21 protein-coding genes and 4 pseudogenes are annotated in these 24840 nt (G+C 67.3%); 13 read left to right on the top strand and 12 right to left on the bottom strand.

The window, feature by feature from the left end:
• Positions 1-32: 32 nt before the first annotated feature.
• Positions 33-495: pseudogene (locus tag H0B43_RS34300) on the bottom strand (DJ-1/PfpI family protein); the annotation flags it as partial.
• A 28-nt stretch (positions 496-523) separates the two neighbouring features.
• Complete coding sequence (locus tag H0B43_RS34295) at positions 524-1852, bottom strand: glutathione-independent formaldehyde dehydrogenase (protein ID WP_252190873.1); 1329 nt, start codon at positions 1850-1852, stop codon at positions 524-526.
• Between the two features lie 162 nt (positions 1853-2014).
• Between H0B43_RS34295 and H0B43_RS34290 the strand changes: the two genes are divergently transcribed.
• Entirely contained in the window at positions 2015-2311 is a 297-nt protein-coding gene (locus H0B43_RS34290) for a putative quinol monooxygenase (RefSeq protein WP_185723896.1), read from the top strand.
• Between the two features lie 434 nt (positions 2312-2745).
• On the opposite strand, the pseudogene H0B43_RS41970 reads toward H0B43_RS34290, so the two are convergent.
• Both H0B43_RS41970 and H0B43_RS34280 read right to left on the bottom strand, forming a co-directional pair.
• Positions 2746-3066: pseudogene (locus tag H0B43_RS41970) on the bottom strand (IS30 family transposase); the annotation flags it as partial.
• Positions 3067-3660: 594 nt separating this feature from the next.
• Positions 3661-4832: pseudogene (locus H0B43_RS34280) on the bottom strand (epoxide hydrolase family protein).
• Positions 4833-4935: 103 nt separating this feature from the next.
• Between H0B43_RS34280 and H0B43_RS34275 the strand changes: the two are divergent.
• Positions 4936-5511 carry an ABATE domain-containing protein gene (locus H0B43_RS34275; RefSeq protein WP_185723897.1) on the top strand — a complete coding sequence of 192 codons (576 nt, stop codon included), beginning with the start codon at positions 4936-4938 and terminating at the stop codon, positions 5509-5511.
• An 84-nt stretch (positions 5512-5595) separates the two neighbouring features.
• Entirely contained in the window at positions 5596-6564 is a 969-nt protein-coding gene (locus H0B43_RS34270) for a glycoside hydrolase family 43 protein (protein WP_252189922.1), read from the top strand.
• Between the two features lie 70 nt (positions 6565-6634).
• Here H0B43_RS34270 and H0B43_RS34265 read toward each other — a convergent pair whose 3' ends face one another.
• Together H0B43_RS34265 and H0B43_RS34260 are read right to left on the bottom strand one after the other, a co-directional pair.
• Positions 6635-7192: a dihydrofolate reductase family protein gene (locus H0B43_RS34265; RefSeq protein ID WP_185723898.1), complete on the bottom strand. Its 558-nt coding sequence runs from the start codon at positions 7190-7192 to the stop codon at positions 6635-6637.
• Between the two features lie 344 nt (positions 7193-7536).
• Positions 7537-8052 (bottom strand): putative immunity protein, encoded by a 516-nt coding sequence (locus tag H0B43_RS34260; RefSeq protein WP_185723899.1) that lies wholly within the window; start codon positions 8050-8052, stop codon positions 7537-7539.
• Between the two features lie 316 nt (positions 8053-8368).
• Here H0B43_RS34260 and H0B43_RS34255 point away from each other — a divergent pair, with 316 nt between their 5' ends.
• The 3 genes from H0B43_RS34255 to H0B43_RS34245 are packed head-to-tail and all read left to right on the top strand — an operon-like array spanning position 8369 to position 10580.
• Complete coding sequence (locus H0B43_RS34255; protein ID WP_185723900.1) at positions 8369-8971, top strand: dihydrofolate reductase family protein; 603 nt, start codon at positions 8369-8371, stop codon at positions 8969-8971.
• Positions 8972-9024: 53 nt separating this feature from the next.
• The gene (locus H0B43_RS34250) at positions 9025-9348 is read left to right on the top strand and encodes a YciI family protein (protein ID WP_185723901.1); all 324 of its coding nucleotides are present in this window, start codon (positions 9025-9027) and stop codon (positions 9346-9348) included.
• Positions 9345-10580 (top strand): RNA polymerase sigma factor, encoded by a 1236-nt coding sequence (locus H0B43_RS34245; RefSeq protein ID WP_185723902.1) that lies wholly within the window; start codon positions 9345-9347, stop codon positions 10578-10580. The genes H0B43_RS34250 and H0B43_RS34245 overlap by 4 nt, the downstream gene beginning before the upstream one ends.
• A gap of 108 nt (positions 10581-10688) precedes the next feature.
• On the opposite strand, the gene H0B43_RS34240 is transcribed toward H0B43_RS34245, so the two are convergent.
• Complete coding sequence (locus H0B43_RS34240; protein ID WP_185723903.1) at positions 10689-11129, bottom strand: VOC family protein; 441 nt, start codon at positions 11127-11129, stop codon at positions 10689-10691.
• Between the two features lie 190 nt (positions 11130-11319).
• Here H0B43_RS34240 and H0B43_RS34235 point away from each other — a divergent pair, with 190 nt between their 5' ends.
• On the top strand, positions 11320-11472 hold the full coding sequence (locus H0B43_RS34235; protein ID WP_185950093.1) for a hypothetical protein: 153 nt from the start codon (positions 11320-11322) through the stop codon (positions 11470-11472).
• Positions 11473-11612: 140 nt separating this feature from the next.
• Here H0B43_RS34235 and H0B43_RS34230 read toward each other — a convergent pair whose 3' ends face one another.
• Complete coding sequence (locus H0B43_RS34230; RefSeq protein ID WP_185723905.1) at positions 11613-12359, bottom strand: response regulator transcription factor; 747 nt, start codon at positions 12357-12359, stop codon at positions 11613-11615.
• Positions 12360-12518: 159 nt separating this feature from the next.
• On the opposite strand from H0B43_RS34230, the gene H0B43_RS34225 reads away from it, so the two are divergent.
• Positions 12519-13367, top strand: a complete 849-nt coding sequence (locus tag H0B43_RS34225) for an alpha/beta fold hydrolase (protein ID WP_185723906.1) — start codon at positions 12519-12521, stop codon at positions 13365-13367.
• A gap of 10 nt (positions 13368-13377) precedes the next feature.
• Here H0B43_RS34225 and H0B43_RS34220 read toward each other — a convergent pair whose 3' ends face one another.
• Complete coding sequence (locus H0B43_RS34220; RefSeq protein ID WP_185723907.1) at positions 13378-14055, bottom strand: hypothetical protein; 678 nt, start codon at positions 14053-14055, stop codon at positions 13378-13380.
• Positions 14056-14385: 330 nt separating this feature from the next.
• Between H0B43_RS34220 and H0B43_RS34215 the strand changes: the two genes are divergently transcribed.
• A complete protein-coding gene (locus tag H0B43_RS34215; RefSeq protein WP_397517502.1) occupies positions 14386-15900 on the top strand; it encodes an MFS transporter in 1515 nt (504 codons plus the stop codon).
• A gap of 118 nt (positions 15901-16018) precedes the next feature.
• Positions 16019-20392 (top strand): non-ribosomal peptide synthetase, encoded by a 4374-nt coding sequence (locus tag H0B43_RS34210; protein ID WP_185723909.1) that lies wholly within the window; start codon positions 16019-16021, stop codon positions 20390-20392.
• Positions 20393-20793: 401 nt separating this feature from the next.
• Here H0B43_RS34210 and H0B43_RS34205 read toward each other — a convergent pair whose 3' ends face one another.
• Complete coding sequence (locus tag H0B43_RS34205) at positions 20794-21471, bottom strand: response regulator transcription factor (RefSeq protein ID WP_185723910.1); 678 nt, start codon at positions 21469-21471, stop codon at positions 20794-20796.
• Between the two features lie 211 nt (positions 21472-21682).
• On the opposite strand from H0B43_RS34205, the gene H0B43_RS34200 reads away from it, so the two are divergent.
• From H0B43_RS34200 to H0B43_RS34190, 3 genes are all read left to right on the top strand, one after another.
• On the top strand, positions 21683-22111 hold the full coding sequence (locus H0B43_RS34200) for a hypothetical protein (RefSeq protein WP_185723911.1): 429 nt from the start codon (positions 21683-21685) through the stop codon (positions 22109-22111).
• A 101-nt stretch (positions 22112-22212) separates the two neighbouring features.
• Positions 22213-23109, top strand: coding sequence for a DUF4436 family protein (locus H0B43_RS34195; protein ID WP_312037633.1), 897 nt, complete (start codon positions 22213-22215; stop codon positions 23107-23109).
• Positions 23110-23117: 8 nt separating this feature from the next.
• Positions 23118-23570 (top strand): nitroreductase family deazaflavin-dependent oxidoreductase, encoded by a 453-nt coding sequence (locus H0B43_RS34190; RefSeq protein WP_185723913.1) that lies wholly within the window; start codon positions 23118-23120, stop codon positions 23568-23570.
• 5 nt (positions 23571-23575) lie between these two features.
• On the opposite strand, the gene H0B43_RS34185 is transcribed toward H0B43_RS34190, so the two are convergent.
• Both H0B43_RS34185 and H0B43_RS34180 read right to left on the bottom strand, forming a co-directional pair.
• The gene (locus H0B43_RS34185; protein ID WP_185723914.1) at positions 23576-24013 is read right to left on the bottom strand and encodes a cupredoxin domain-containing protein; all 438 of its coding nucleotides are present in this window, start codon (positions 24011-24013) and stop codon (positions 23576-23578) included.
• Positions 24014-24124: 111 nt separating this feature from the next.
• A pseudogene (locus tag H0B43_RS34180) lies at positions 24125-24836 on the bottom strand (enoyl-CoA hydratase/isomerase family protein).
• Between the last annotated feature and the right edge of the window lie 4 nt (positions 24837-24840).

Below are 24840 nucleotides of genomic sequence, written 5' to 3'. Positions count from 1 at the left end.
CGATATCACCTGGTTGGCGCGTCGCTCTATGTGATGGCGACCTCTTCGTCCACGACATTTTGGCCCCGTCGTTGCGCAGGTCGGTCCGCAGACTCGGGGATGAGGTGAGCGTTCTGCCCTTGACCACACCGGCCTCCACCAGGGTCCAGGGACGGTGGCAAATCACCGCGACTGGCTTTCCCGAACCGATGAAGTCGCGCACGAACGACATCGCCGCCTCCTCGATCCGCAGCTCGTCTGGGTTGACGGTGCCGCCCGGCAGGAGCAAGGCGTCGTAGTCGTCGACCGCAACATCGGACACGGCCCGGTCCACGGTGAACGTGCCGGTCGCGTCGAGGTCGTTGTTGCGTACCTGATTTCGCCGGTCTTCGACGACAGCAACTCGGTGTGCCCACCGGCTTGTTGGACCGCCTCGCGGGGTCGCTCGAGTTCGACTCGTTCGACCCCGTCGGCAGCGAGTATCGCGATCCGCTTACCCTGCAGCGCTGTTGCCATCGCTCTGCTCCTCTCGGTCCGGGCCGACTCACGGATGCAGTACGACCTTGGTCCATCCGTCGTCGCGGGCATCGAAATGCTGGTAGCCGGACTCGGCCTCGGCCAGCGGCAGCTGGTGAGACACGATCCAAGACGGTGTGGCCCGACCCTGGTGGATCAGGTCGCGTAGCTGCCGGTTGTAGTGCTTGACGTTGGCCTGTCCGGTACCGATCTTCTGCCCCTTGAACCAGAATTTGCCCATGTCGAAGGCGATCTTGCCCTGGCGCTCCAGTTCGTCGGGGCCGTTTTGGTCCTGGGGCAGGAAGATGCCGACCACGCCGATGTGGCCGGTGAAGCGCACCGAGTCGACGAGCCGGTTCATCGTCATCGCGGCGTCCTCGTGACCTTGCGGGTCGTGCGCCTGGTACCCGACGCACTCACACCCCTTGTCGGCGCCGTGACCGTCGGTCTGATCGAGAACCTGTTCGACCGGATCGCCGGTGGAGTCGTCGATGGGGATGGCCCCGATCTGCTCGGCGAGCCGCAGCCGGTCGGGATGACGGTCGACGATCATCACCTTGCTCGCGCCCTGGATCATCGCCGAGTATGCCGCCATCAGGCCGACCGGCCCGGCCCCGTAGATCACCATCGAATCGCCGGGCCGCATGTCGGCCAGGCGGGTGCAGTGCCATCCGGTGGGAAAGATGTCGGAGAGCATCACGTAGTCGGTTTCCTTGTCCTGGGCATCCTCGGGCAGCCGCAGACAGTTGAAGTCGCCGAACGGCACCCGCAGATATTCCGCCTGTCCGCCCCAGAACGGCCCCATCCCGGCGAAACCGAATGCGGCGCCGGCCATCTTCGGATCCGGGTGCACCGTCAGGCAGAACGCGGTCAACCCTTCCTCGCAGTTTCGGCAGAAACCGCAGCCGATGTTGAACGGCAGGCACACCCGATCCCCGGGTGAGACCTTGACCACCGCATTGCCCACCTCGGCGACGATCCCCAAGTTTTCGTGACCGAGGACCATCCCGGGCTCCAGGTCGGTGCGGCCCTCATACATGTGTAGATCCGACCCGCAAATGTTGGTGCTGGTGATCTTTACCAGCACATCAGTCGGCTGCTCAATCCTCGCATCGGGCACATCCTTCACATGAACCTCACGTGGCCCGTCGTACACAAGCGCTTTCATCTCGACTCCCTGATGCTGCGTTTCCGGTCGATGCCGGCCCGGCGGCCACAGGGGCTTACGCGTGTGCGACCGACCGAATGAATCGTGCTGCTGTGGGGTAGACGCGACAGCGCACGGAAATGAAAGCGACACCCAAAATCTTTGCACACCACCATTTTTCGCGTCACGTCCGACGAACAGCGGGTGCATTCCAGGCGTCGCATTCTCTCCACATGGAGTCTCCTCTTTCGGCTCCACGATTGCTAGGGGTGAGATTGGTTTCCTTGACTTGTGGGCTCGGGCGCTCCTTCCCTTTACCGGTCGATGGTGTGATGCTGGACCATGTCCACCACCTCGAACAGGAGACCCGACATGGCCACCAAGGCGCTGCTGGTCCGACTCGAAGCCAAACCCGGCAAGGAAAACGCGGTCGAGGAATTCCTCCGATCGGCGCTGCCGCTCGTCGAGCAGGAGCCCGGCACGAAGCCCTGGTTGGCGGTACGGTTCGGTCCCTCGACGTTCGGCATCATCGACGCATTCCCCGACGAGACCGCCCGCGAAACACATCTCAATGGGCCGGTCGGCAAGGCCCTCGGCGAACGCGCCGACGAACTCTTCGCTGCGCCGCCCGAAATCAGCAACCTCGACGTGCTCGCCGACAAGCTCTGAACCGCCGACTGGAATCAGCCCGCCCGCAAGCTCGACAGAACCGACAACACCCTCGCGACCGCGAACCTTGACACGCGAGTCCGCCGATCCTGTCGAATCTTGATGCACAACGACGAGGTGAGCGCAGCCTGATCCGTCACCGGGCCGCCGCCAAACTCCACGGAACTCGGGACATCCTCCGCGACCACCATGCTCACCTGGGCCAAAGAAATTCAATCGGCGAGGGCGCCCTACGGCCGGCCGTGGCGCGTCCGGTGACCGATCCGTTTTCGGGAGCTCTGTCGAACCGATCTATTTATGGCGAACTCGTCACGAGATCGAGCCCTTGGAGGGTGGCACCGGTAGAAGGAGACGCCTACCCACATGTTGTCGAACTGACATCCGCGGGACGTAAATCCAAAGGCTTCGACTGTGAAACCAGTGTGAGGGCGGATTCAATCGGTCGTCGCAAGCACGAGTGCACTTGTTCGGCAAACACTTTCGCTGGGGTTCTCCAACCGTGGACTTCGGGGGCGGTTGTCGAGCGCATCGGCGACCGCCTGAAGTTCACGAAGATGGTGTCGGGATAGATCAGTTCCCTTCGGAAAATACTGCCGCAGAGGCCCATTGGTGTTCTCATTCGTTCCGCGCTGCCATGGACTGCACGGATCGCAGAAGTAGACGCGGATACCCGTTGATGCCGTCAGCTCGGCATGCCGCCCCAGTTTCATTCCGCGATCCCATGTCACGGATCTGCGTAGGTACTCGGGCAGGGAGGTCGCCCTCCCGATGGCGTCTTCCAGCTCTCGACCTCCTCCGGACGGGCGCCAATGGTCACCTCCTCGGTGATGAATCCGGTGCGCTGTTCCCGCGATCGGGCACGAGGGCTTACGTAGCGCCCGGCCGGTGCGCAACACGCGACGAGCCCCCGCTCCAAGCCGCCGCGACCCTCGACGTAGAACGATTGGTAGATTGCCTCAGGTGAAATGCGCATCGACGGGTCATCGAAGATGATCGACCGGCAGGCGATTCGAGATCTGCTCCGGACTCGACGCCGTCGCCCACAGAGGATCACCGCGCCGAGACTCGTTGCGGCCAATCCAGGCCTGCCACCGCGGTTCCGTCTTCGGCACGAATCGCACCGGACAGCCTGTCCTGCACATATTCTCGCAACCGATCGTGTTCGGCGAGCTTCGCCGGCTTCGAGCGCCTCGCGGCGAGATCCGCCTTCCACTGCGCGGTCGACGCGCGATACTCGAGCGTCCCACCGCGGGTGGCCGCGATCCGCCGCAACTCTCGCGATGAGCCGAGTATTCGACGCGCAGCTCAGGTCCTCGGACCAAATTGCGAGTCCCGGCACCCAGTCGCAGTCAGCGGTTAGCGGCCAGCACTGCCGCGAGACCTTCTCGCAGGTCCTTGACGAAATACTCGGGAACCTCCAGTGACGGAAAATGCCCCCCGGTTTCGGGCGACCTCCATCGGACGATCTGTCGGAATCGTTCCTGTGCCCAGGTGCGCGGACACTTCTCGATGTCGCGGGGATACACGCTGATTGCTGACGGGACGTCGACCCGAAGTTCGGGGTCGAGCGAGTTGTGGCTTTCGTAGTAGATGCGAGCTGCCGATGCGCCGGTACGCGTCAGCCAATACAGGGTGACGTCGTCGAGAAGCCTGTCTCTGGAAATCGTCTCGAACGGGCTGTCTTCGGTATCTGTCCACTCGGCGAACTTGTCGAGGATCCAGGCGAGAAGCCCGACTGGTGAGTCGACGAGCGAGTAGCCGATGGTCTGCGGTCGGGTTGCCTGCTGCTTCGCGTACGCCGCGTGGTGGTGCCAGAAATCGCGGGTTTCCTCGGTCCATGTGCGCTCGGCCGCCGTCAGCCCGTCCGTCGTCAACCCGGGCGGTGCCTGCGCGGTCGTTGTGTGGATGCCAAGGACGTGCCCCGGGAACCTGCCGCCGAGGACCGTGGTGATCACACCTCCCCAGTCGCCGCCGTGGGCAGCGAATGTGCTGTAGCCGAGCCGTCCCATCAGTTCCACCCATGCGGCCGCGATCTTTTCGATTCCCCACCCGGTGGTGGCCGGCTTGTCGCTGAAGCCGAAGCCTGGTAGCGACGGGACCACGACGTGGAACGCCGGCGCGCCTGCATCTTTCGGATCTGCCAGCTCGTCGACTACATCGATGAACTCGGCAATGCTGCCCGGCCAGCCGTGCGTCAAGATCAGAGGAGTGGCATCTGCGCGCTCGGATCGGCGGTGTAGGAAGTGGATCCCAGATCGTCAATGGTCGTGCGGAACTGGCCGATCTGATTGAGGCGCGCTTCGAACGACCGCCAGTTGTACCCGGTGCGCCAGTAGTTCACGACATCGACCAGGTCGGCGAGAGGAACGCCCTGCCCCCATCGGCGAGGGTCGGGCGCGGCGCGATAGACCGTCTCAGCTTCCGGTAGTCGCGCCGCGGCTAATCGCGCGCGTAGATCGTCGAGGTCAGCGTCGGTTGCGTGGGCTTCAAATGCTTGCACGTCGCTGGTTGGACGGGGTATGAGACCTCCCGGTCATCGTGGCACCGGCTGAGACCTACCGCGAACCGGCTAAGACGGTTCTAGCATGTCTATATACCAGCGTGCAACCGGCTAAGGTGGTTCCATGCGTGCTTCGTTCCCTGACTTTCGCCTCGGCAGCGTGCTGGCGACCAGTTTCACGGGGACTCTGAGTGAGCGTTACGGCACGCCCGTGGAGCGCATACCCACACCGTCTCGACTCGTCGACTGGCTGGCAGTGAATGGCCTCGGCGTGGAATCCTGCACCACCGCCCAGCTCGAACTTGCTCGGGAACTGAGGGAATCAATTCACGCCGCAGCGACCGCGGCCGCGATCCAAGACGCTCTCCCTGCGTCTGCCGTCCAAGTCATCAATGACTGCAGCATTCAGGGTCGGGCCGCGGCAATCCTGACGCGCGAGGGCGTCAGGCGATGGCGACTCAGTGCGACTTCCTGCGTTGAAGATGCCCTGGGCCTGATCGCCGCCGACGCGATCAGCATCATCGCGGGCGAACGGGACGGAAGATTGGCCCTGTGCGCATCGCCAACCTGCCGAGCCGCCTTCTTCGACACCAGCCAGAGTCGCACCCGCAAATGGTGTGACATGAACACGTGCGGGAATCGTGAGAAGAAGGCGCGCTTCAACGCCAACCAGCGCAAAAACCCCGACTCTGCAAAGTAGTCGTCACCCCGCCACATCCCGGTGCAGGCGCCCGCGGCCAAAGTTACGCATGGTGCCCCTGCTGTCATAGATACTGCACCGGTGATGCTGACCAATCGAACCAGCCTTTCCGCCATATCGATGGTGCTGCTCGCAGTCGCGGGATTGCTGGTCGCGGCCCCGGGGAGCAGCGGCGCCGCACCGCCCGCCTGGCGATACACGATGGTGGCGTTCAGCAGCGCCAGCGACCGGGACATGGATGTTTTCGAGTCGGGGGACGCCACTCAATTCCTACCCGCCCGACTGTCGGCATTTCGGCCCCCGGCAGGGCTGGTGCGTGACCCGAGCATCTTCCGGAACACAGACGGGTTGTATTACCTCACCTACACGACAGGCGGTGGGGCGAATATCGGCTTCGCGCGCAGCAGTGACCGCATCAACTGGACCTTCCTGGAGTCCTATCCCGTCCCGTTTTGCTGCGCCTTCATGCCAGGCACGGGGGCCGGTACAGGTCCCGTGCCCCCGCCGGGCTTGTCGGGGTCGGCCGGGTTCAAGGACGGACCGTCGCTGTCGCCATTCGTCACCAAAGCCTGGGCGCCTGAATGGTTCGTGGACGGCGACCGCATCAATGTCATCCTGTCGCTGTCGACCGGGGGAGGATTCGTGCCGTATCTGATGACGGCGCTGGAACCGTCGCTCAGGTTGTGGAGCCCGCCTGTTCCGCTCGCCGGGATCGGCGCGGACCACATCGACACCACTGTGGTCAAGGTGGGATCGACCTACCACGCATTCACCAAGAACGAGACGAAGAAGGTCGTCGAGCATGCGGTCGCGTCGTCGGCGACGGGACCCTATTCGTTCGTTCCGCCCGGAAATTGGGGTTCGCTGGTGGAGGGCCCAGCCCTGGTTCAGTTGCCGAACGGCGCCTGGCGGATGTATCTGGACGCCTACACCGAAGGAAAGTATCTCTATTCCGACAGCACGGATGGGCTGCGCACCTGGTCGCCCGTGCAAGAGCTTCCAGGCGTTTCCGGGACGGTGCGCCATTTCGGCGTGATGAGAGAGCCGGCATAACGACAACTCGTAGCGGTCACGTCGTCAGCAGACGCCGGGACCATCAGTGCGACGGCAGGGCGACCCGGTCCTACTTGTCGACTGGTGTATACACCAATTCGAGGACGCCGGACGGGAAGGCGGTGCTTTTCACCAAACTCAGCTTCACGGGCTGATCCAACTCCGGGAACAACGGCGCGCCCTTGCCCGTGGCGGCGGGCAATACCCACAGCCGGTACTCGTCGACCACACCGAGCCTGATCAGCGAGTGCATGAACTCGGTGCCACCGGCGGCGACGAGGTCCTTGCCGGGTTCGGCCTTGAGCTTGGCGATCTCCTCGGCGGTGTCACCGCTGGCGATCCGGGTCTCGGGCCAGTCGTCGGCGGATTTCAGGGTGTGGGAGAACACGACCTTGGGGATCTCGTTCATGGCCTTGGCGGACGGGTGGTCGGAGGTGGGCCAGTATCCGGCCATGATCTCGTAGGTGTTGCGGCCCATGAGGAATGCCCCAGCATCCCACAGTCGGCTGACGAAGTATTCCTCTTGCTCGGGGTCGTCGATGCTCATCATGACGTCTCGAATTCCGTTGTCCGCGTCAGCGCTCTTGCCGTCGAGCGAGACGTAAAAGCCCAGAATCAACTTGCGCATCCCAGTTCCTCCATGTGTTTCCTCCCGCGCTGGAACCGTGCCGGCACGGGCCTGCCGCTGTCGGTGTGTCCAGAGGTATCGACCACGGATCCATCCGAAATTCATCGGCACAGCCGAGACCTGTACACCCCCGTGCGAAAGCCCTGAATCCGCAGGTATTGCCGGACATAGGCGAAGGGAAGAGACGGCGACAAGGGCGTGGCGCCGGTGTGCTCGGGACTGCCGTGGACGTCAGCGCTTGACCGGGTTCTGGCCGGGAGCCTTACTGACGACGTCGCTCTCGGTGACGGTGTCCACAGGTCACGGTCGACACGGACTCGAGGCCGGCGCCGGCATCCCGACGCTCAGCAGTCGAACACCGACCAGCAGATGTCGTTCCGCAACCGCTGGTCGTCGAAAACGAGCTCGCGAATCGCTTCAGGGAGCTGGTCACGCTGCCACCGGCACTCCCGTCGTCCTGCTGCCTCGCCCTCCCCCTCCGGCGCGGCAGCCCGTGCGGCCTTGATCGCATAGGCGGCAGCACCGAGTTCGTGCGCTGCGACGTGCGCGACGGCTCCGGCCTGCCCCGCAGCGTAGGCCGCGTGGCGTGCCGCTCCACGTAGGTCTCTGGCCGCGCCCATCGCATGGCCGCCCGCTGCGCGAGCCTGCATCATCGTGACCTCCCCGCGCACCCAGGCGCGGGCATGCTCGATCGCCTCACGCGGTCGCGGGTCCTCCGGCCGACTCGACTCGAACAGATGTAGGACGTGCTCCGCGCACGATGCTGCCCAGAGCGCCAGCAGCCGGTGATCCGAGTCGGTGAGGGTCCCACCGCGGCGGATCGTGACGAAGCGTGGGTCTCGGACCTTCGGGAGGATCATGGCTAGAACTTCTATCACTTGCATCCACCCACAAAAGCTGAGGGGTTCAGGCCCGCTCGACCAAGCACACCCCGATCGAAGGCTACGAACCCTGCGGGCGATCGGCGACCGGTCGATTGCGCTCAGTGGGTGCGATGGCCGCCGCATGGCGACCTCGCTGCGGAAGTCGGGGATGCCGTGTCGGATCGCTGACGTCCGGCGACCAGGAAGATTATTTTGAAAGAAGTCCGGAGGCGGTGTCGGATCGGGGCGGTGGTGTTCGTAGCAGTGGTGAGGCCGCCCACAAGGGGCGGCGCCAAGGTAAGGAACCGCGATCATGAAGCTGACGACCATGACTCAGATCACCATCGATGGAGTGATGCAGGGAAACGGCGGCGCGTCGGATGAGGACCGCAGGAACGGATTCGAGCGCGGCGGATGGGCCCTGGGGGCGGGTGACGACGAGACCAGGACGTTCATCACGCAGACCTACCCGCGCGCCGAGGCGTTCCTGTTCGGCCGGCGCACCTACGAGCTGTTCGCCGGCTACTGGGGATCGATGCGCGCACATCCCATCGGCGCGGCCTTGAACGAGGCCCCCAAGTACGTTGCCTCGACCACGCTCACCGCGCCGGGGTGGGAGGACACGACGGTTCTCCACGGTGATCTCGCGGCGGACATCAGCGAGCTGAAGGCCAAGCCCGGGGGTGAGCTGCAGGTGCACGGCAGTGGCTCCCTGACCCGGTGGCTGCTGGAGAACGGTCTGGTCGACGAGATGACTCTGATCGTGATCCCGGTGATCCTCGGCCAGGGCGCGAGACTGTTCCCGGAGACCGGTCCGGATCTTGCGCTCGACCTGGTCGAGTCACGGGTCGACTCGAAGGGTGTGACGATCCAGGTCTACCGGCCCGCCGGGCGCCCGCGGTATGCAAGGGCCTGAAGTCCCTGACCACCGAACCACGCTGTCTTGACACAACAAGAGAGGATCTTCAGATGCAGTATTTGGTTTCCGTGATCGATGACAAGAGCAATCCCGGCAGCACGGACAGGCAGCCTGACATCAGCGTGTTCAACGAACGACTGATCGCCGAGGGCTACTGGGTTTTCGCGGGCGGCCTCGCGGATACCGACGCAGCCACGGTGGTCGACAATCGGGGCGAGCAGGCGGTGTTCAGCGACGGGCCTTTCGTGGAGTCGAAGGAGTACCTTGCCGGCTTGTGGGTGTGGGAGGCCCCCGACCTGGATGTGGCGCTCGAGCTCGCGACCGAGGCGTCGAAGGTCTGCGATCGGAAGATCGAGGTGCGGCCGTTCCAGTGAGCGACGTCGACGAGGCGATCACGCGGGCCCACCACGAGGAGTGGGCCCGCGTGATCGCGGCCCTGACCAGGCGCTTCGGTAACCTCGACATCGCCGAGGAGGCAGCGGCCGAGGCGTTCACGATCGCCGTCGAGCGGTGGCCGGCCGACGGCGTACCGCCCAATCCCGGCGCCTGGCTGACCACCACCGCCAACCATAAGGCCATCGACCGGATCCGGCGCGAGAACAAGCGCGACGACAAGCACAAGGAGGCTCAGATGGTGTACGACGACGACCCGCCCGAGCCCCTCGGCGCCATCGACGACGACCGGCTCCGGCTGATCTTCACCTGCTGTCACCCGGCGCTGGCGATGGAGACCCGGATGGCCCTGACGTTGCGGATGGTCGGCGGCCTGACCATGCCCGAGATCGCCCGCGCCTTCCTGGTGGCCGAAAGCACCATGGGGCAGCGGATCACCCGCGCGAAGGCCAAGATCAAAGCGGCCCGCATCCCCTATCGAGTGCCGGCCGCCGAGGACCTCCCGGCACGCGTCGCCGGCGTACTCGCCGTCCTCTTTCTCGTCTTCAACGAGGGCTACCTGGCCACCGGCCCCGACACCGATCCCCTACGGCACGACCTGACCGCCGAGGCCATCCGGCTGACCCGCCTGATCCGCGCCCTCCTGCCGGACGACGGTGAGGTGGCCGGACTGTTGGCACTGATGCTTCTCGCCGAGGCCCGCCGCCCCGCCCGGGTCTCGGCGGGCGGCGAACTGATCCCCCTGACCGAGCAGGACCGCGGTGCCTGGGACGCCACGCTGATCGCCGAGGGACACCAGCTGGTGCGCGAGCGCCTCGCCGCTGCCGCCGCCGGGGTGGCTCCGGGTCGCTACCAGATTCTCGCGGCGATCAACGCCGTGCACACCTCCGCCCGCGACGCGCGCGACACCGACTGGTCGCAGATCCTCGCCCTCTACGACCAGCTCGTGCGCATCGATCCGTCGCCGATCGTTGCGCTCAACCGGGCCATCACGGTCGCGGAGCTCGACGGCCCTGCGGTGGCGCTGGCGGCTATCGATCAGCTGGAGCACAGGTTGGCCGGCTATCACGCCTATCACGCCACCCGCGCCGACCTGCTGCGCAGGCTGGGCCGAAGTCAGCAGTCGCGCGCGGCGTACGACAAAGCCATCGGGCTGGCGGGCAACACCGCCGAGACCGCCTACCTGACCCGCCGCCGCGACCAACTGCGGTAGTGCTCACGGATCGGCGAACAGGACTGCCACAGCCGGGCATTCAGTACACGTTGTCCAGCTGCCACCGCGTCCACGGTGAATGGACACACGCGGTAGCGCGCACCCCCGTCAGCCGAGCTGTTCGAACAGGGACACGATGATCCCTTCGGGCCCACGCACGTAGGCCATCCGCACGCTGTTCTCGTACTCGCCGATGCCGCCGATGAGCCCGTACCCGTCCGCAGCCACCGCATCGACGGCTGCTTGGAGGTCGGCGACCTCGAAGGACACGTTGCGCAGCCCGAGCTCGTTGGCCATTGCCGTTGGCGATCCGGGCACGTGGTCGGGCGTGACGAACGTCGCGAGCTCCAGCCGGGACCCGCCGTCGGGCGGCCGCAGCATTGCGATCTCACAGTGCGCGCCGGGGATGCCGCAGACGGTCTCCACGAACTCGCCCTCCACGGATCCGGTGCCCTCTACCTCGAGGCCCAGTCCGACGAAGAACGCCGTTACCGAGTCGAGGTCCGCGACGGTGATGCCGACGTGGTCGAAACGCTGTATGTGGGCCATGGGATCGATTCCTCCAATTGCTGTCCTGCCGATTCGAGGCGGGGACGGAGCCGAGGCTGGGATCTCGACATGTCCTTGCCGCAAAGCTGCGGCCAACCCGGCGAACTCTTTCGGCAGCGGAGCCTACTGGATGTTCGCGGTGAGGCAGCGTCTTATGAGCAGAGAGTGAGGTGGTCCGATCGCCGCATCTGTGATGTTGCGACATCCGCAGAAGGTATCCGCCTTCGTCGGACCGAACACCGTCGGGCCGTGGCTGAAGTTCGATCCGACGGCGGTCCGACTCTGCGATCAGCGACTCGAGCTGGTGCTCGAGCGACTTCGGGCGTTCCTGCACGAAACGTGAGAATTGGCTCGGCAGTACTCGAGTTCAATCAACCGGAGTACCTCAGACGCGATCGGTGTATCCCCGGTTCGCGCGATAGCGCTATCCCACAATGGGTTTCGGTGAGATGGCAGCCGGTCATGTTTTTCGCGACGGCCGCCCTACGATGCGGCGACGGGCACCTGGCGGTCCGGCGCGAGGTTCCCCGCGTGTTCGACCTCGCCCAGGGAGAAACCGACACCCCGCACCGTGTGTACGACGTACGGCGAACCCACGGCCACCAGTTTCCGCCGGAGGGAGCAGACGTACGCGTTGAGGACGTTCGTCTTCGATTCCACGGTCACTCCCCAGACCATGAGCATCAGGTCGCGGCGCGTGACTACTCTGCCGATGTTGTGGGACAGCACGGTGAAGAGGACGAATTCCGTTCTGGTCAGCGTGGTGCGCAGCCCGTCGTGATCGGGTTCGTGATGCTCGTCGCAGAGGCAGAGGTCCTGTGTGTCGGCCTGTGCGGTGTCGGGCACGTCGGGCTTCACGCGCCGGAGGATGGCGCGAAGCCGGGCGACGAGTTCGTCGGCGCCGACGGGCATCTCCATCACGTCGTCGGCGCCGGCCTCGAGGAGATCGCTGCGACGGTTGCCGGAACGGAAGGTGCCGATCACGACGACGGCGAGCGCGAACCGCATCGCCTTCAATCCTCGCACGGTGGTGAGGGCGTCAAGGTGGGGTGATCGGGCGTCGACGATCACGACGTCGGGTGGTTCGATCCGCGACCGCACCGGTTCCGCATAGGTGCGTGTGACGAAGAAGCCCGCATCCCGCAAGCGATCGACGATAGATCTCTCCACGTCGGCGTCGATGAGCAGTACACGGGGACGGGCGGCGGCCGGACTCGACACAGAGTTCATGCGGATTCCTCCTGCTTTCGCGCCTCGCGACGGGTGTGCCGGATAGATCAACTGGCGGCCGAGATCAAGTTCCCGCGCCGCAACTGATGACGATATCGAGCGGAACTCCCCTATCGTTACCGTCGACACCACTGCATCACCCGATCGGGAGGTCGCTGTATGTCCCAGCTCCGACATGTCGCGCTGCACGGGGACGACGTCGCCTATCGGATGGCCGGTGAGGGCGAGGCGCTGCTGCTGGTCCACGGGATGGCGGGCAGTTCCGCGACGTGGCGTGCGGTTCTTCCGCAGCTGGAGCAGCGGTACCGGGTGGTGGCACCGGACCTGCCCGGTCACGGTGACTCGGCCAAACCGCGCGGCGACTACTCGCTGGGCGCGTTCGCCGCGTGGCTGCGCGACCTGTTGCGGGAACTGGACATCGAACGGGTGACCGTGGTCGGGCAGTCCCTCGGCGGCGGGGTGGCGATGCAGTTCAGCTATCAGCACCCCGACCTGTGCGACCGCCTGGTTCTCATCGGCAGCGGCGGGCTGGGGCCGGACGTGAACTGGACACTGCGGTTGCTGGCCGCGCCGGGGTCGGAGTTCCTACTGCCGTTGGTGGCGCCCGCCGCGATTCGCGACGCCGGCGACAAGGTCCGCGGCTGGCTGGCGGCGATCGGGATCCAGTCGGTGCGCGGCGACGAGATGTGGCACGCCTACGCGTCGCTGTCCGATCCGCAGACTCGTCAGGCGTTCCTGCGGACGTTGCGCGCCGTGGTCGATCACCGGGGGCAGGCGGTGAGCGCACTGAACCGGCTGTACCTCAATGCGGGTCTGCCCACGCAACTGATCTGGGGTGATTCGGACGGCATCATCCCAGTCGCGCACGGGTACGCCGCTCACGCGGCGATGCCCGGCAGCAGGCTCGCCGTCCTGGACGGTGTCGGGCATTATCCCCATCTGGAGGATCCCGCCGCGGTGGTGCGCATCATCGACGACTTCTTCTCCACGACCCCGTCGCGCACCTGAGCGAATGCCGTCACCCTGACGCGGTTCGGGTGGCTTCGGCCGTCGCGCGGCGTCCGGTGACGAGGATGTAGACGCTGATCACCCCGACCCAGGCCGGGAATGCCAGCGTCGTCCACAGGCTGAAGGTGACCACGAACAGCAGGGACAGCGCCACCACATAGGTGGTGACGACGAGCCACCGCGGCATCAGTCCCGTCCGGAGCCAGATCGTTCCCAGCGAGATCATGAACACCGCGGCCATCCGGAGCGCGTAGACGTGGTTGATCTGCAGCATGATCTCGCGACCGAAGTAGACGATCTCGTCCGCGGAGCTGCCGGAGTGCCGGGCGATGGCGAGGACACCGCCCGCGACGCCCATCGAGACGAAACCCATGGCGAGGAACAGCAACCCACTGCCCAGGAAGACGGTCGCGAAGAAGCGGTCCTCGAGGTCGCCGAGGCGGTCACGGATGACGCCGATGAACCAGAGGAAGGCGATACCGGAGAAGGGGGCGAGCACGAGGGCCGTCTTGATCCGGGTCTCCCCGGTTCCCACCCACGGTGTCTCGTCGAACGGGTCGGCGGGCAGCGCGGTGTGCACCAGGACCAGGCTGGTGGCGAAGAGTGCGGCGAAGACGATGCCCGCGACGGCCGCCGATCGCGGCGTCCTCAGCCGGCGGAACTGCTTCTCGCCCTCGATGTCGGCCATGGAGTAATCCTCGCTCGAGGGCGGAGCCGGAATCAGTGGTTCGCGTCAACTGATGCGTCCGGGCGATGAAACCGACCGACATGTCTGCTACGCCCGATTCGGGGTCGTGAACTGGGCTCTTCCCGCGTGCGCGTGCACGGCGGACGCGGCGGCCTCCCGCTGGGCGGAACGGCGCATGGCGTGCCGCAGGTCCGGGAACTGTGATGTCAATTACACATTCGAGATGTCGACCACCGAATGTGACCACCCACCCCTACCGCCAGGCTCGGGCCTTCCGTCAACGTCGCGGCGAGGCTCCGACATCCCGTGCAGGTATCCGAAAGGACCTCGATAATGGTCACCCATGCGCCCAGCGGCGGATCGGCTCACACGCGACAGCAGGACAGCACTGCCGAGCGTTGGACGCCGCGCCTGATCTTCTCGCTCGCCTCGATCGTGTTGCTCCTGGAGATGCTCGCGGTCAGCTACATGATGATCTCGATCGCGTTGCCGCAGATCGTCACCCACTACCAGACAACCCAGGGTGCGTGGCTGCTCACGTCGTTCCTGCTGGTGGGGGCCGTCACGTGCCCACTGATCGGCAAACTCGCCGACACGCACGGCAAGCGCAGGCTTCTGCTGACGGCCGTCGGCCTGTCGGCCCTGGGGTCGCTGATCTCCGCGGTCGCGCCGACATACGCGGTGTTGATCGCGGGCCGCTCCCTGACGGGTCTGCTCGTGCCCTGCCTGTTCCTGAGCTATTCGCTCATTCGTGACGTCTTCCCCACCCGGACGGTGGCGTTGGCGGTCAGCATCGCCACGAGCGGCATGGGCCTCATCGCGATTCCCGCGCCGTTCTTCACCGGCTGGCTGATCGACAACTTCGGCTTCCGCAGCATCTTCTGGTTCTTCCTCGCCGGGCTGGTGATCCTCAGCGTGCTGATCCGGGTGACGACGGCCGAGTCGTCGGTGCGTCTGCGCTCCCGCATCGATCTGATGGGCGCGGCGCTCCTGGGCGCCGGGGTCGCGGGCATTCTCGTCGGGGTGAGCTTCGGACCGTCGTGGGGCTGGACGTCCGGTTCCACGATCGGCTTCGTCGCCGGCGGTGTCGCCCTGCTGGTCGCGTGGATCGTGTCCGCCCGCCTGCTCGCGGACCCGTTGGTCGACATCCGGTTCTTCGGCAAGCGCCCGGTGTTCCTGACGGCGCTCGGCGCGGGACTCTGCTACGGCACGTCTTCGGTGTTCACGATCATGCTCCCGATGATGTGCATGACCCCGGCAATCCTGGGGCTAGGTTACGGATTCGGGATCAGCGCCGAAGGATTCGCGATCTTCCAGGCGCCGCTGGGTGGCGCGGTGGTGATCGGCGGACTGATCGTCGGAACCCTGGTGCCCCGCAACGTCCGCCCGCGGATCCTGATGGTCGTGGGCATGCTCGCGATGGGTGCGGCCTGCCTGCTCACGGCAACGATCCACGACGACAAGGCGCTCCTCATCGGATTCGCCGCCCTCCTCGGCGTCGGCATGGGCATGGGCTACGCCGCCGTCCCGAACCTGCTCATCGCCGCGGTGCCGCCGCAACTGCAGGCGACGACGGCGAGCATGGTGGCGGTGTTCCAGAGCATCCTGCCCGCCATCCTGCCGGTGATCGCCTTCTCCGTGCTGAACTCGCACATCGCGACCGTCGTGCAGGGCGCGGTCTTCTACACGGACACCGGTATCACCATCGCGTTCGTCATCGGCGCGATCTCGGCGCTGCTCGGCGCGGTCGTGGCCCTCGCGCTGCCCCGCCGGATCGAGCAATTGAGCGCGCCGGGTGCGTCGGCCGCGGCCGACGGGGACGGGGCGGTCGTTCTCGCGCACTAGCCTGCGGACGCCGGCGCCGCCGCGACTCCCCGAACGGAGCGCGGCGGCGCCGGCGTTCTCAGCGCGCACACAGCTTCGGTGTGACAGGATCGACGATCACCCGTCCCTGGGCTCGATCATGCGTGAGGAGGCACCGATGCGGGTGCTCGCGTTGACTGCTGCGCAGCACGCCATCTGGTTCGCTCAGCAGCTCACGCCCCGGATCCCGTACGTGATCGCCCAGTACGTCGACCTGCGCGGGCCCGTCCGCCTGGACCTCCTGACGGAGTCGTGTGCCCGGGCCGTCCGTGAACTGGGATCGTTCACCCTGACCGATATCGACGGTCGCCCGCACCAGGTCGTCGATGCCGGGGCGCCGCAGCGGGTGCCGGTGGTCGATCTCCGCCGGGAGCGCGACCCGGTCGACGCGGCGGAGCGGTGGATGCGGCAGGACTGCAACTCCCCCATCGACATGTACGGGCCGTCGCTGGTCCTGTCGACGATCGTCCGCGTGTCCGACGACCGAGTGTTCTGGTACACCCGTGCCCATCACATCGCGATGGACGGATATGCGGCGATGATGCTGATGCGCCGCACGGCCGAACTGTATGTGGCGGGGATCGGCGACCAGGTGCCCCCGGAGCGCCGGGTGGTCGATCCGGAGCGGATCGTGCGGGAGGACGCCGAATATCGATCCTCCCCGCGCTTCGAACGCGACCGCGCGTACTGGCGGCGCCGGATACGCGACCTACCGCCCGCCGACGGCCGCACATACCGCGAGGTGAACGCCCCGGCGCTGGTCGTGCGCGGCCGCGCGGGCGGGATCCGTGACAGCCCGACCGTGGTGGTGATTGCGGCGTTCGCCGCGTACCTCGCCCGGATGAGGGACGCCGATGACGTGGTCCTGTCCCTGCCGGTGTCCGCCCGGACGTCGGCGCGGCTGCGCGACTCCGGCGGTTCCGTGTCGAACGTGCTCCCGCTGCTGATGCGCGGGGTGGGCACCGGCACCGTGCGCGAGACCGTGCGGACGGCCCGAACGTCGGTGACGGAGGCGCTCCGTCACCAGCGGTATCGCCGCGAGGACATCGGTAAGGACATTGCCTCCGCCGGAACGGGTCTCGCCCACTTCGGCCCGGTGCTCAACCTGATGCTGTTCACGCAGGAGATCACGCTCGGCCCGGTCTCCGGACAGGTGCAGGTGCTGACGACGGGCCCCACCGCGGATCTGTCGGTCAACATCTATCCGGGCACACCCGGTTCGGTGCCGCGGATCGACATGGAGGCGAATCCGGCGCTGTACGACGAGGACGAGGTGACCGGGCATCATCGCCGGTTCATGATGTTCCTCGACCGATTCCACGCGGCGACGGACACCGACCGACGGGTCGCCGAACTCGACCTGTTCCACGACTCCGAACGGGAGTCGTTCGCCCCGGCGTGCGGATTACCGGATGCCGAACCCGCGACGCTGGACCGGATTCTCGCGGAGTCCGCCTCCGTCCACCCCGATACCGTCGCGGTCCGGGACCGGGGGCGGACGGTGTCCTATCGGGAGATCGGTGCCGCCGCGGACCGGTGGGCGCGGGTGCTCGCCGGTCACGGGCTCGGACCGGAGAGCCCGGTGGCGGTGTCCATTCCGCGGTCGTACGAGTCGGTACTCGCATTGTGGGCGGTGGCCCGGTCCGGCGCCGCCTACGTTCCGGTCGATCCGACCCACCCCCTGGACCGGATCCGCTACACGCTCGGCGACTCGGGTGCGACGCTGGGACTGACCGTGCGCTCGGAGCGCGATCGGCTGCCGGGCACCCTCCGGTGGCTGACCCTCGACGAGGATCCGCCGGACGTGGCCGCGGAACGTCCGAGGCCTCTCCGCGTCGAACACCCCGCCTACATGATCTACACCTCCGGCTCGACCGGGGTGCCGAAAGGTGTCGTCGTCACGCACGACGGTCTCGCCAATCTGGTGCGGGAGATTCGCGACAAGTACGCCGTCACCCCGAATGCGCGTGTCCTCCACTTCGCGTCGCCCAGCTTCGATACCGCAGTGGTCGAGGTCCTGGCCGCCTGCACCGGCGGTGCGACCCTGGTGATCGCGCCACCCGACGTGTACGGCGGGGAGGAACTGCGCGAGCTGCTGCGCGCCGAGCGGATCACGCACCTGCTGTCCACGCCGTCCGCGCTGGCGACGGTGGATCCCGGCGGCCTGGACGCACTGGAACTGGTCCTCGTCGGCGGCGAGGTGTGCCCGCCGGACCTGGTGCGCCGGTGGGCGTCCGGCCGGGTGATGCGGAATGCGTACGGGCCCACCGAAACCACATGCAGCGTCACTCTCACCGACCCCATCGACCCCGGCGGTCGGCTGACGATCGGCTCCCTGATGCGCGGCGTGCGGGCGACGGTCCTCGATCGCCGGCTGCGTCCGCTCCCGCCGGGCGCCGCCGGGGAGCTGTACCTCGCGACGGCGGCGCTGGCCCGCGGATACCATCGGCGACCGGCGCTGACCGGCACCCGCTTCGTCGCGGACCCGTTGGGGAAGCCGGGCTCGCGCATGTTTCGCACCGGCGACCTGGTCCGCTGGACCGTCGACGGCACCCTCGAATTCCTCGAGCGCACCGACGATCAGGTGAAGATCCGCGGCTTCCGCATCGAGCTCGGCGAGATCGATGCCGCGCTGCGGCGAAACCCGGACATCGTCTTCGCCACCACGATCGTGCACCGGACCGCGGCGGGGGACCCGGCGCTGGTGTCCTACATCATGGTGCGCGGCGGATCGCAGACCACGCCCGACTCGGCGAGACGCGACCTCGGCCGGTTCCTGCCCGAGTACATGGTCCCGAAGTCGATCACGGCCCTGGACGCGGTTCCCCTCACCCCGACGAAGAAGCTGGACCGGGACGCGCTCCCCCGCCCCGACTTCGGCACCACGTCCGTTCCCCGGCGCGCACCGGTGACCGAGACCGAACGCGTGGTGGCCGACGTGTTCGGCCGACTGCTCGGTGTGCCCTCGGTCGCCGCGGACGACTCGTTCTTCGACCTCGGCGGTGACTCGCTGTCGGCGACGAGGGTGGTCGCGCGGCTCAACGCGACGCTGGGGACGAGCGTCGGCGTGCGGGAGCTGTTCGAAACCCCGACTCCCGCGGGACTGGCGGTGGTGATCGACGGGACCGGTCCGGGCGGCGGCATACCGCGCCCGCCGGGTGTCGCCGACACCGTGGTGCCCGAGCGGGCACCGTTGTCGCCGTCGCAGCAGTACATCGACCGCACCGCCACCTCGCCTGCCCTCTACAACATTCCGTTCACCGTCCGGGTGTCCGGCCCGGTCGATGTCGCCGACCTGCGCGCCGCGGTCGGGGACGTCCTCACCCGGCACGACTCGTTGCGCACCACATTCCCGGATTCGGCCGACGGACCGTATCAACACCTGCTGTCCGTCGAGGACGCCCTCCCCGATCTGGTCCCGGGTCCGGTCGGAACCGGGGACGTCCGCGCACGGGTGGACCGGATGCTGGCGGCGCCGTTCGATGTGCGGTCGGAACCGCCACTGCGCGCCGAACTCTTCGCACTGGGCCCGAGCGAGCATCTCCTGGCCTGCGTCATCCATCACATCGCCGCGGACGGATGGTCGCTGGCACTGGTGGCTCGTGATCTCGTCGCCGCCTACGCGAGCAGATCCGCGGGCGCCGAACCGGACCGGGAGCCGAATCGGGTGACGTACCCGCAGTACAGCGTGTGGCGGCGCGAACTCCTCGGCACCGAGGACGACCCGGACAGCCTCGCGTCGCGGCAACTGGCGTTCTGGGCGGAGGAACTGACGGGGCTCCCCGGTGCCGTCGGGCTGCCCCTCGACCGACCCCGGCCGCAGACCTGGACGTACGGCGCCGGCCGGGAGTCCTTCGCGATCGACGGATCCACGCATCACGCGCTGTCGTCGCTCGCGCACCGGCACCACGCCACGGTGTTCACCGCGCTGCGGTCGGCGGTGTCGATGGCGATCGCGCGGCTGAGCGGCGACTCCGACGTCGCCGTCGGGACACCGGTCGCCGGTCGGAGCGACCCGGAACTCGACGACGTGGTGGGGATGTTCGTCAACACCGTGGTTCTACGGACCCGGGTCGACGCTGCGGACACCCTGGCCGAGGTGGTGCGACGGTCCCGCGACCTCGAGTTACGTGCGTTCGCGCACGCGGACGTGCAATTCGAGCGGGTGGTCACCGTGATCGACCCGCCGCGGTCGTCGTCGCTGCACCCCTTCTTCCAGGTGGCGTTGTCGTTGAACAACTTCGCTCCGGCGACCCTCGACGTCGACGGGCTGCGCTTCGACATCACCCCCCGACCGCTGGATGTCGCGAAATGCGATCTCCACTTTCATTTCACCGAGCGTCACGACACCGGCGGGCACCCGGACGGCATCGACGCCGAACTCGTGTATGCCACCGACCTCTTCGACGCGACCACGGCGGCGTCGTTCGTCGACGCGCTTCTCACGGTCATCGGAGACGATCACGGTGTGTGAGCAACACTGACACGTAGGCTTCGGATCTGCTCGACCCGAGGTCGTGCTCGAGAGCTCCCTGTTCGCCACCGACTGCCAGATCGGCACCATCCAGGTCGTCGATGCCGCGGGTACCGTCGCCGCCGCCTCGCCCGGTGCCGAGGACCTGCCCCTCGTCCTCGACCCGGTCCCGCCCGGCGAGTCGCGGTCCCGGGGCAACATCGACCCCGGCGAAGAGCGCGACCACTGGATCGACGAACGCGGCGCGTCCTCCCCGTCCGGAACCGTGACCGCCGTCGTCGGCGCGGCACCTCTGCCCGTCGAACGGATCCGGGTGCGGGTGGCCGCCATCTCCACCGAACGACTCGACGAGCGCGTGCCGGTGCCGGACTCCGTGATCACCCTCCCACTGGGGGCGCCGCTCAGTCGTCGCCGGACCTCAGCCGGTAGCCGACGCCGCGAACGGTGTCGATGCTGTTCGTGCCGAACGGCGCATCGACCTTGCGACGCAGATAGCCGACGTACACCTCGACGATGTTGTCGTCGCCCTCGTAATGGGTGTCCCACACCGATTGCAGAATCTCCTGTTTGGTGACCACCGATCCGGCGTTCCGCATCAGGAACTCCAGGACGCTGTACTCGCGGGGCGTCAGCGTGAGCGCGGTGCCGTCTCGGGTGACGCGGTGCCGGGCCGGGTCCAGTTCCAGGATGCCCGCGGTGAGGACGGCGGGCCGCCGCGGCGCGCCGCGCCGGACGAGCGCCCGCAACCGGGCCACCAGCACCACGAACGAGAACGGCTTGACCAGATAGTCGTCGGCACCGAGATCGAATGCGTCGGCCAGGTCGTATTCACCGTCCTTCGCCGACAACATCAGCACCGGGGTCCACACCTCACGGCGCCGCAGGTCCCGCACGATGTCGTATCCGTGCTTGCCGGGCAACATGATGTCGAGGACGACCACGTCGAAGTCCCCGGCGAGCGCCGCCTCGAAACCGGCCAGCCCGTCGTGTTCGACATCGACGACGAACCCCTCCGCCGTCAATCCACGGCGCACCGTCTCGGCGAGACGGGTTTCGTCCTCGACCAGAAGAACCCGCACCAGCGTCTCCTCCTTCTGCCGCGAGACCTCAGTACAACAGACCGGCACGCGACGGGCCATGCACTCTCAGCGTCCCCACAGCACCCGCCCTACAGACCCGTCCCACCACACCGCGCCGGGCTCCGCCGAAACCGCTCCCGCCCGTCGAGCGAGTGGGAGGCTGGGACGTGCAGACCGACCACCGGCTCGCGCCGGACGACAGGAGACCACCATGCAACTACCCGCACTCGGCGACCTACCCGGTCGCATCGCGACCGGGGCCTTCATCCTCCACTCGGGGATACAGAAGAGGTCCGCGGACGAACAGACCGCGGCGGCCGTTCACGGCATGGCCGCAGGGGCGTTCCCGTTCCTCGGCGCGATTCCGCCGGACCGATTCGTCGCCCTGCTGTCTGCCGCCGAGATCGGCGTCGGCGCAGCGCTGCTCACCCCGATCGTGCCGACCGCCGTGGCCGGCGCCGCCCTCGCCGCGTTCTCCGGCGGACTCGTGACGATGTACCTCAGGACCCCCGCCCTGCGGAACCCCGGAAGCATCTGGCCCAACGAAAACGGCATCGCCGTCGCGAAGGACACGTGGATGCTCGGGATGGGACTCGGCTTCGTCCTCGACGGATGGTCGCGGTCCCGCCGCTGCAGCTGACTACGGGCGGTGAATCCGGCGTCGACGGGCGACGCCGGCGCACCCGCACACTCACCGGCGAAACCCGATCCACCGGCGGCGGACGGCGGTATGTTGCGACGGTGGCAGCGTCCTCGGTCTCCGCGCGCAGCCGGCTCGTGTGGGTCGCGCCGGCGGTTCTGCTGGCGCTGATCTATGCGGCGTCGCTCACCGTCTACGGGTTGAGCAGCCGGGAGAACATCGAAGGCGGACCGTTCGTGGGCGGCGACGACGAGGTGATCGTGCTCGTGACGACGAAGTCCCTGCAGCCGACGACGGATCGACTGCAGGCGGAGGTGACGATCTCCGCCGGGGCCGATTTCCTGCACGCCAACGGCGACACCCTGAACCGCGACATCACGGTCCTGCTCGTCCCCACCACGAGCCACGAGGAAATCGTGTTCCACGCGGGCACCACACCCACCACGTTCGACACCGAATTCGTCACGGACGGCAACGCGGCCATCTGGCCGTTCGACCGGTTCGACGTGAACCCGATGGTGGTCGAGGCGTACGAGGGTCTCGGCGCAGACCGGGAACTGGTGCCGACGGGGCTGCTGCTGGACGGCCGGGTCGACGGGTGGAAGACGCGCGCCGAGCCTGTCGCGGTCGACACCGACGTCTCCCGCATCGGCACCGGTGCCGACGTGACGTTCGCCCGCACCGGCGGAAACCTCATCTATGCCGGGATTCTTCTGCTGATGATGGCGACCCTCGCGGTGCTCGCCGCGTTCGTGGCACTGCAGACGTTCCGGCGCAAACGGGCCGTCGACACGGACATGCTCGGCTGGATGGCCGCGATGCTGTTCGCGGTCGTGCCGCTGCGCGGCATCCTCCCGGGCAGCCCGCCGATCGGATCGTGGGTCGACATCGCCCTCACGGTGTGGGTGGTGTCCACCCTCGTCGCGTCGCTGGCCCTGTTCGTGTTCTGCTGGTGGCGCGACAGCGAGGAGCCCGCCGCCGCCCCCACAGACCTATAGTCGAGACCATGGTGCGCCGGACCGACCGAGTGATGCCGCCGTGGTACCTCGCCTACGTCAACAGGGTGATCGTCGGCCTGCATCGGGTGGGTGTTCCACTGCCGATGCAGGCGCTCACCGTTCGCGGCCGCACCACGGGCGTGCCGCGGTCGACCCCCGTCACGCCGTACGAGGTCGACGGCGCGCGCTACGTGGTCGCGGGTTATGCCGAATCGGATTGGGCCAAGAACGCCCGGGCCGCAGGGCGCGGGGAGTTGACCCGCGGCCGGCATCGCGAACGGGTCCGGCTGGTGGCGCTACCCGTCGCGGAGCGGGGCCGGATCCTCCGCGAGTTCCCGGCCCGCGTGCCCCACGGCGTCACCATGTTCCTCAAAGCCGGGACCGTCGCGAACGCCACGCCCGAGGCGTTCGCCGCCGCCGCGGACCGGTGCGCGGTGTTCCGCATCGAACCGCTGGACTGACGGCGTCACCGAACCTCGAGGGTACCCACCATGTTCGGGTGATAGGTGCAGTGGAAAGCGAAGGTCCCCGGTTGGCCGGGGGCGGTGAACGTCGCCGTCTCGCCGGCCTTGATCTCGACGTCGAACAGGTCGCCGGTGTCCGCCGTCACGGTGTGCTCGGCGGTGTCGTTGTTGCGGACGGTGACCTGCTCGCCCGGCGCGAACGTGCCGGGGAGGGTGTATTTGAAATCGCTGATCACGATCTCCCGGCCGCCCTGCTCCCCGGCGCCCGCCGGCATGGACATCGGCATCGACATCGGCATCGACATCGACGGCATGCCCGAGTGGTCGCCGGCGTGCGTCGATTCGGCCGACCCCGACGAATCCCCGCTGTCGCTGCCGCACGCCGTCAGCGCGAGGGCGGCGAGCAGGATCGGCAGGACAAGTGTCAGAACGCGTTTCATGGTGCTCGCCTCCGGGTGCCGGTGGGAGCGGATGCCCGACGCACCGCCCCTCGCCGTTGTAGTACCCGTTTTCTCGGCGGACACCCCTTCCCGGAGCATTTCCGTGTGGAGTCAGCCGCCGTTCAACGCCTCCTGCGCCTGGAGATTCGCCACCGGGGTGCGGAGCGAGGCGACGGCGTCCGCGTAGAGCGACGACTTGATCTCGCCGAGCGTGCGGCCGCGCGTCGCCACGAGGCCCGCGGCGTGCTCGACGGCCGCGGCGAGCACCTGCTGCTCGGGGGCGACCTCGTCGACGAGTCCGAGTTCGCGCGCCTCGACGCCGCCGTAGCGGCGGCCGGTCACCAGGGCGGTGTGTACGGCCCGGGCGGGCAGCCGCGCCGCGAGCAGCGCAATGCTGCCGGGCGCGTAACTCGCCCCGATGGTGATTCCGGGCAGGCAGAAGTAGCCGCGGTCCTCCCGCATCACCCGGTGGTCGTGGGCCGCGGCGAGGATGGCGCCGCCGCCGAAGGTGTGCCCCGCCAGTGCGGCCACGGTGGGAAAGGGGAAGGTGAGGATCCGCGCGAACAGGGCCTGCACCCGGTCGATGTAGGCGTTCAGCTTGTCGGTGTTGGCGAGGACCCACCCCGTGTCGAGGCCGGTGGAGTAGAACTTTCCGGTCGCGGTCGTCACCAGTGCGGCGGGACCGTCGTGCTGCTCGACCCGGTCGAGCAGTTCGTTCACCGTCGTGGACCCAGTCCGGGTGAAAGGCGTTCTCGCTGTCGCGTTCCCCCTCCTCGCCGAGGTACAGCACGAACACGTCTCCCGAGCGCTCCAAGTACGGCATGCGG

Origin of the sequence: Rhodococcus sp. 4CII, assembly GCF_014256275.1 — a bacterium.
GTDB lineage: Bacteria > Actinomycetota > Actinomycetes > Mycobacteriales > Mycobacteriaceae > Rhodococcus_F > Rhodococcus_F wratislaviensis_A.
Note: the sequence above shows the minus strand (reverse complement) of the source record. Positions and strands in the feature narration are given on the sequence as shown.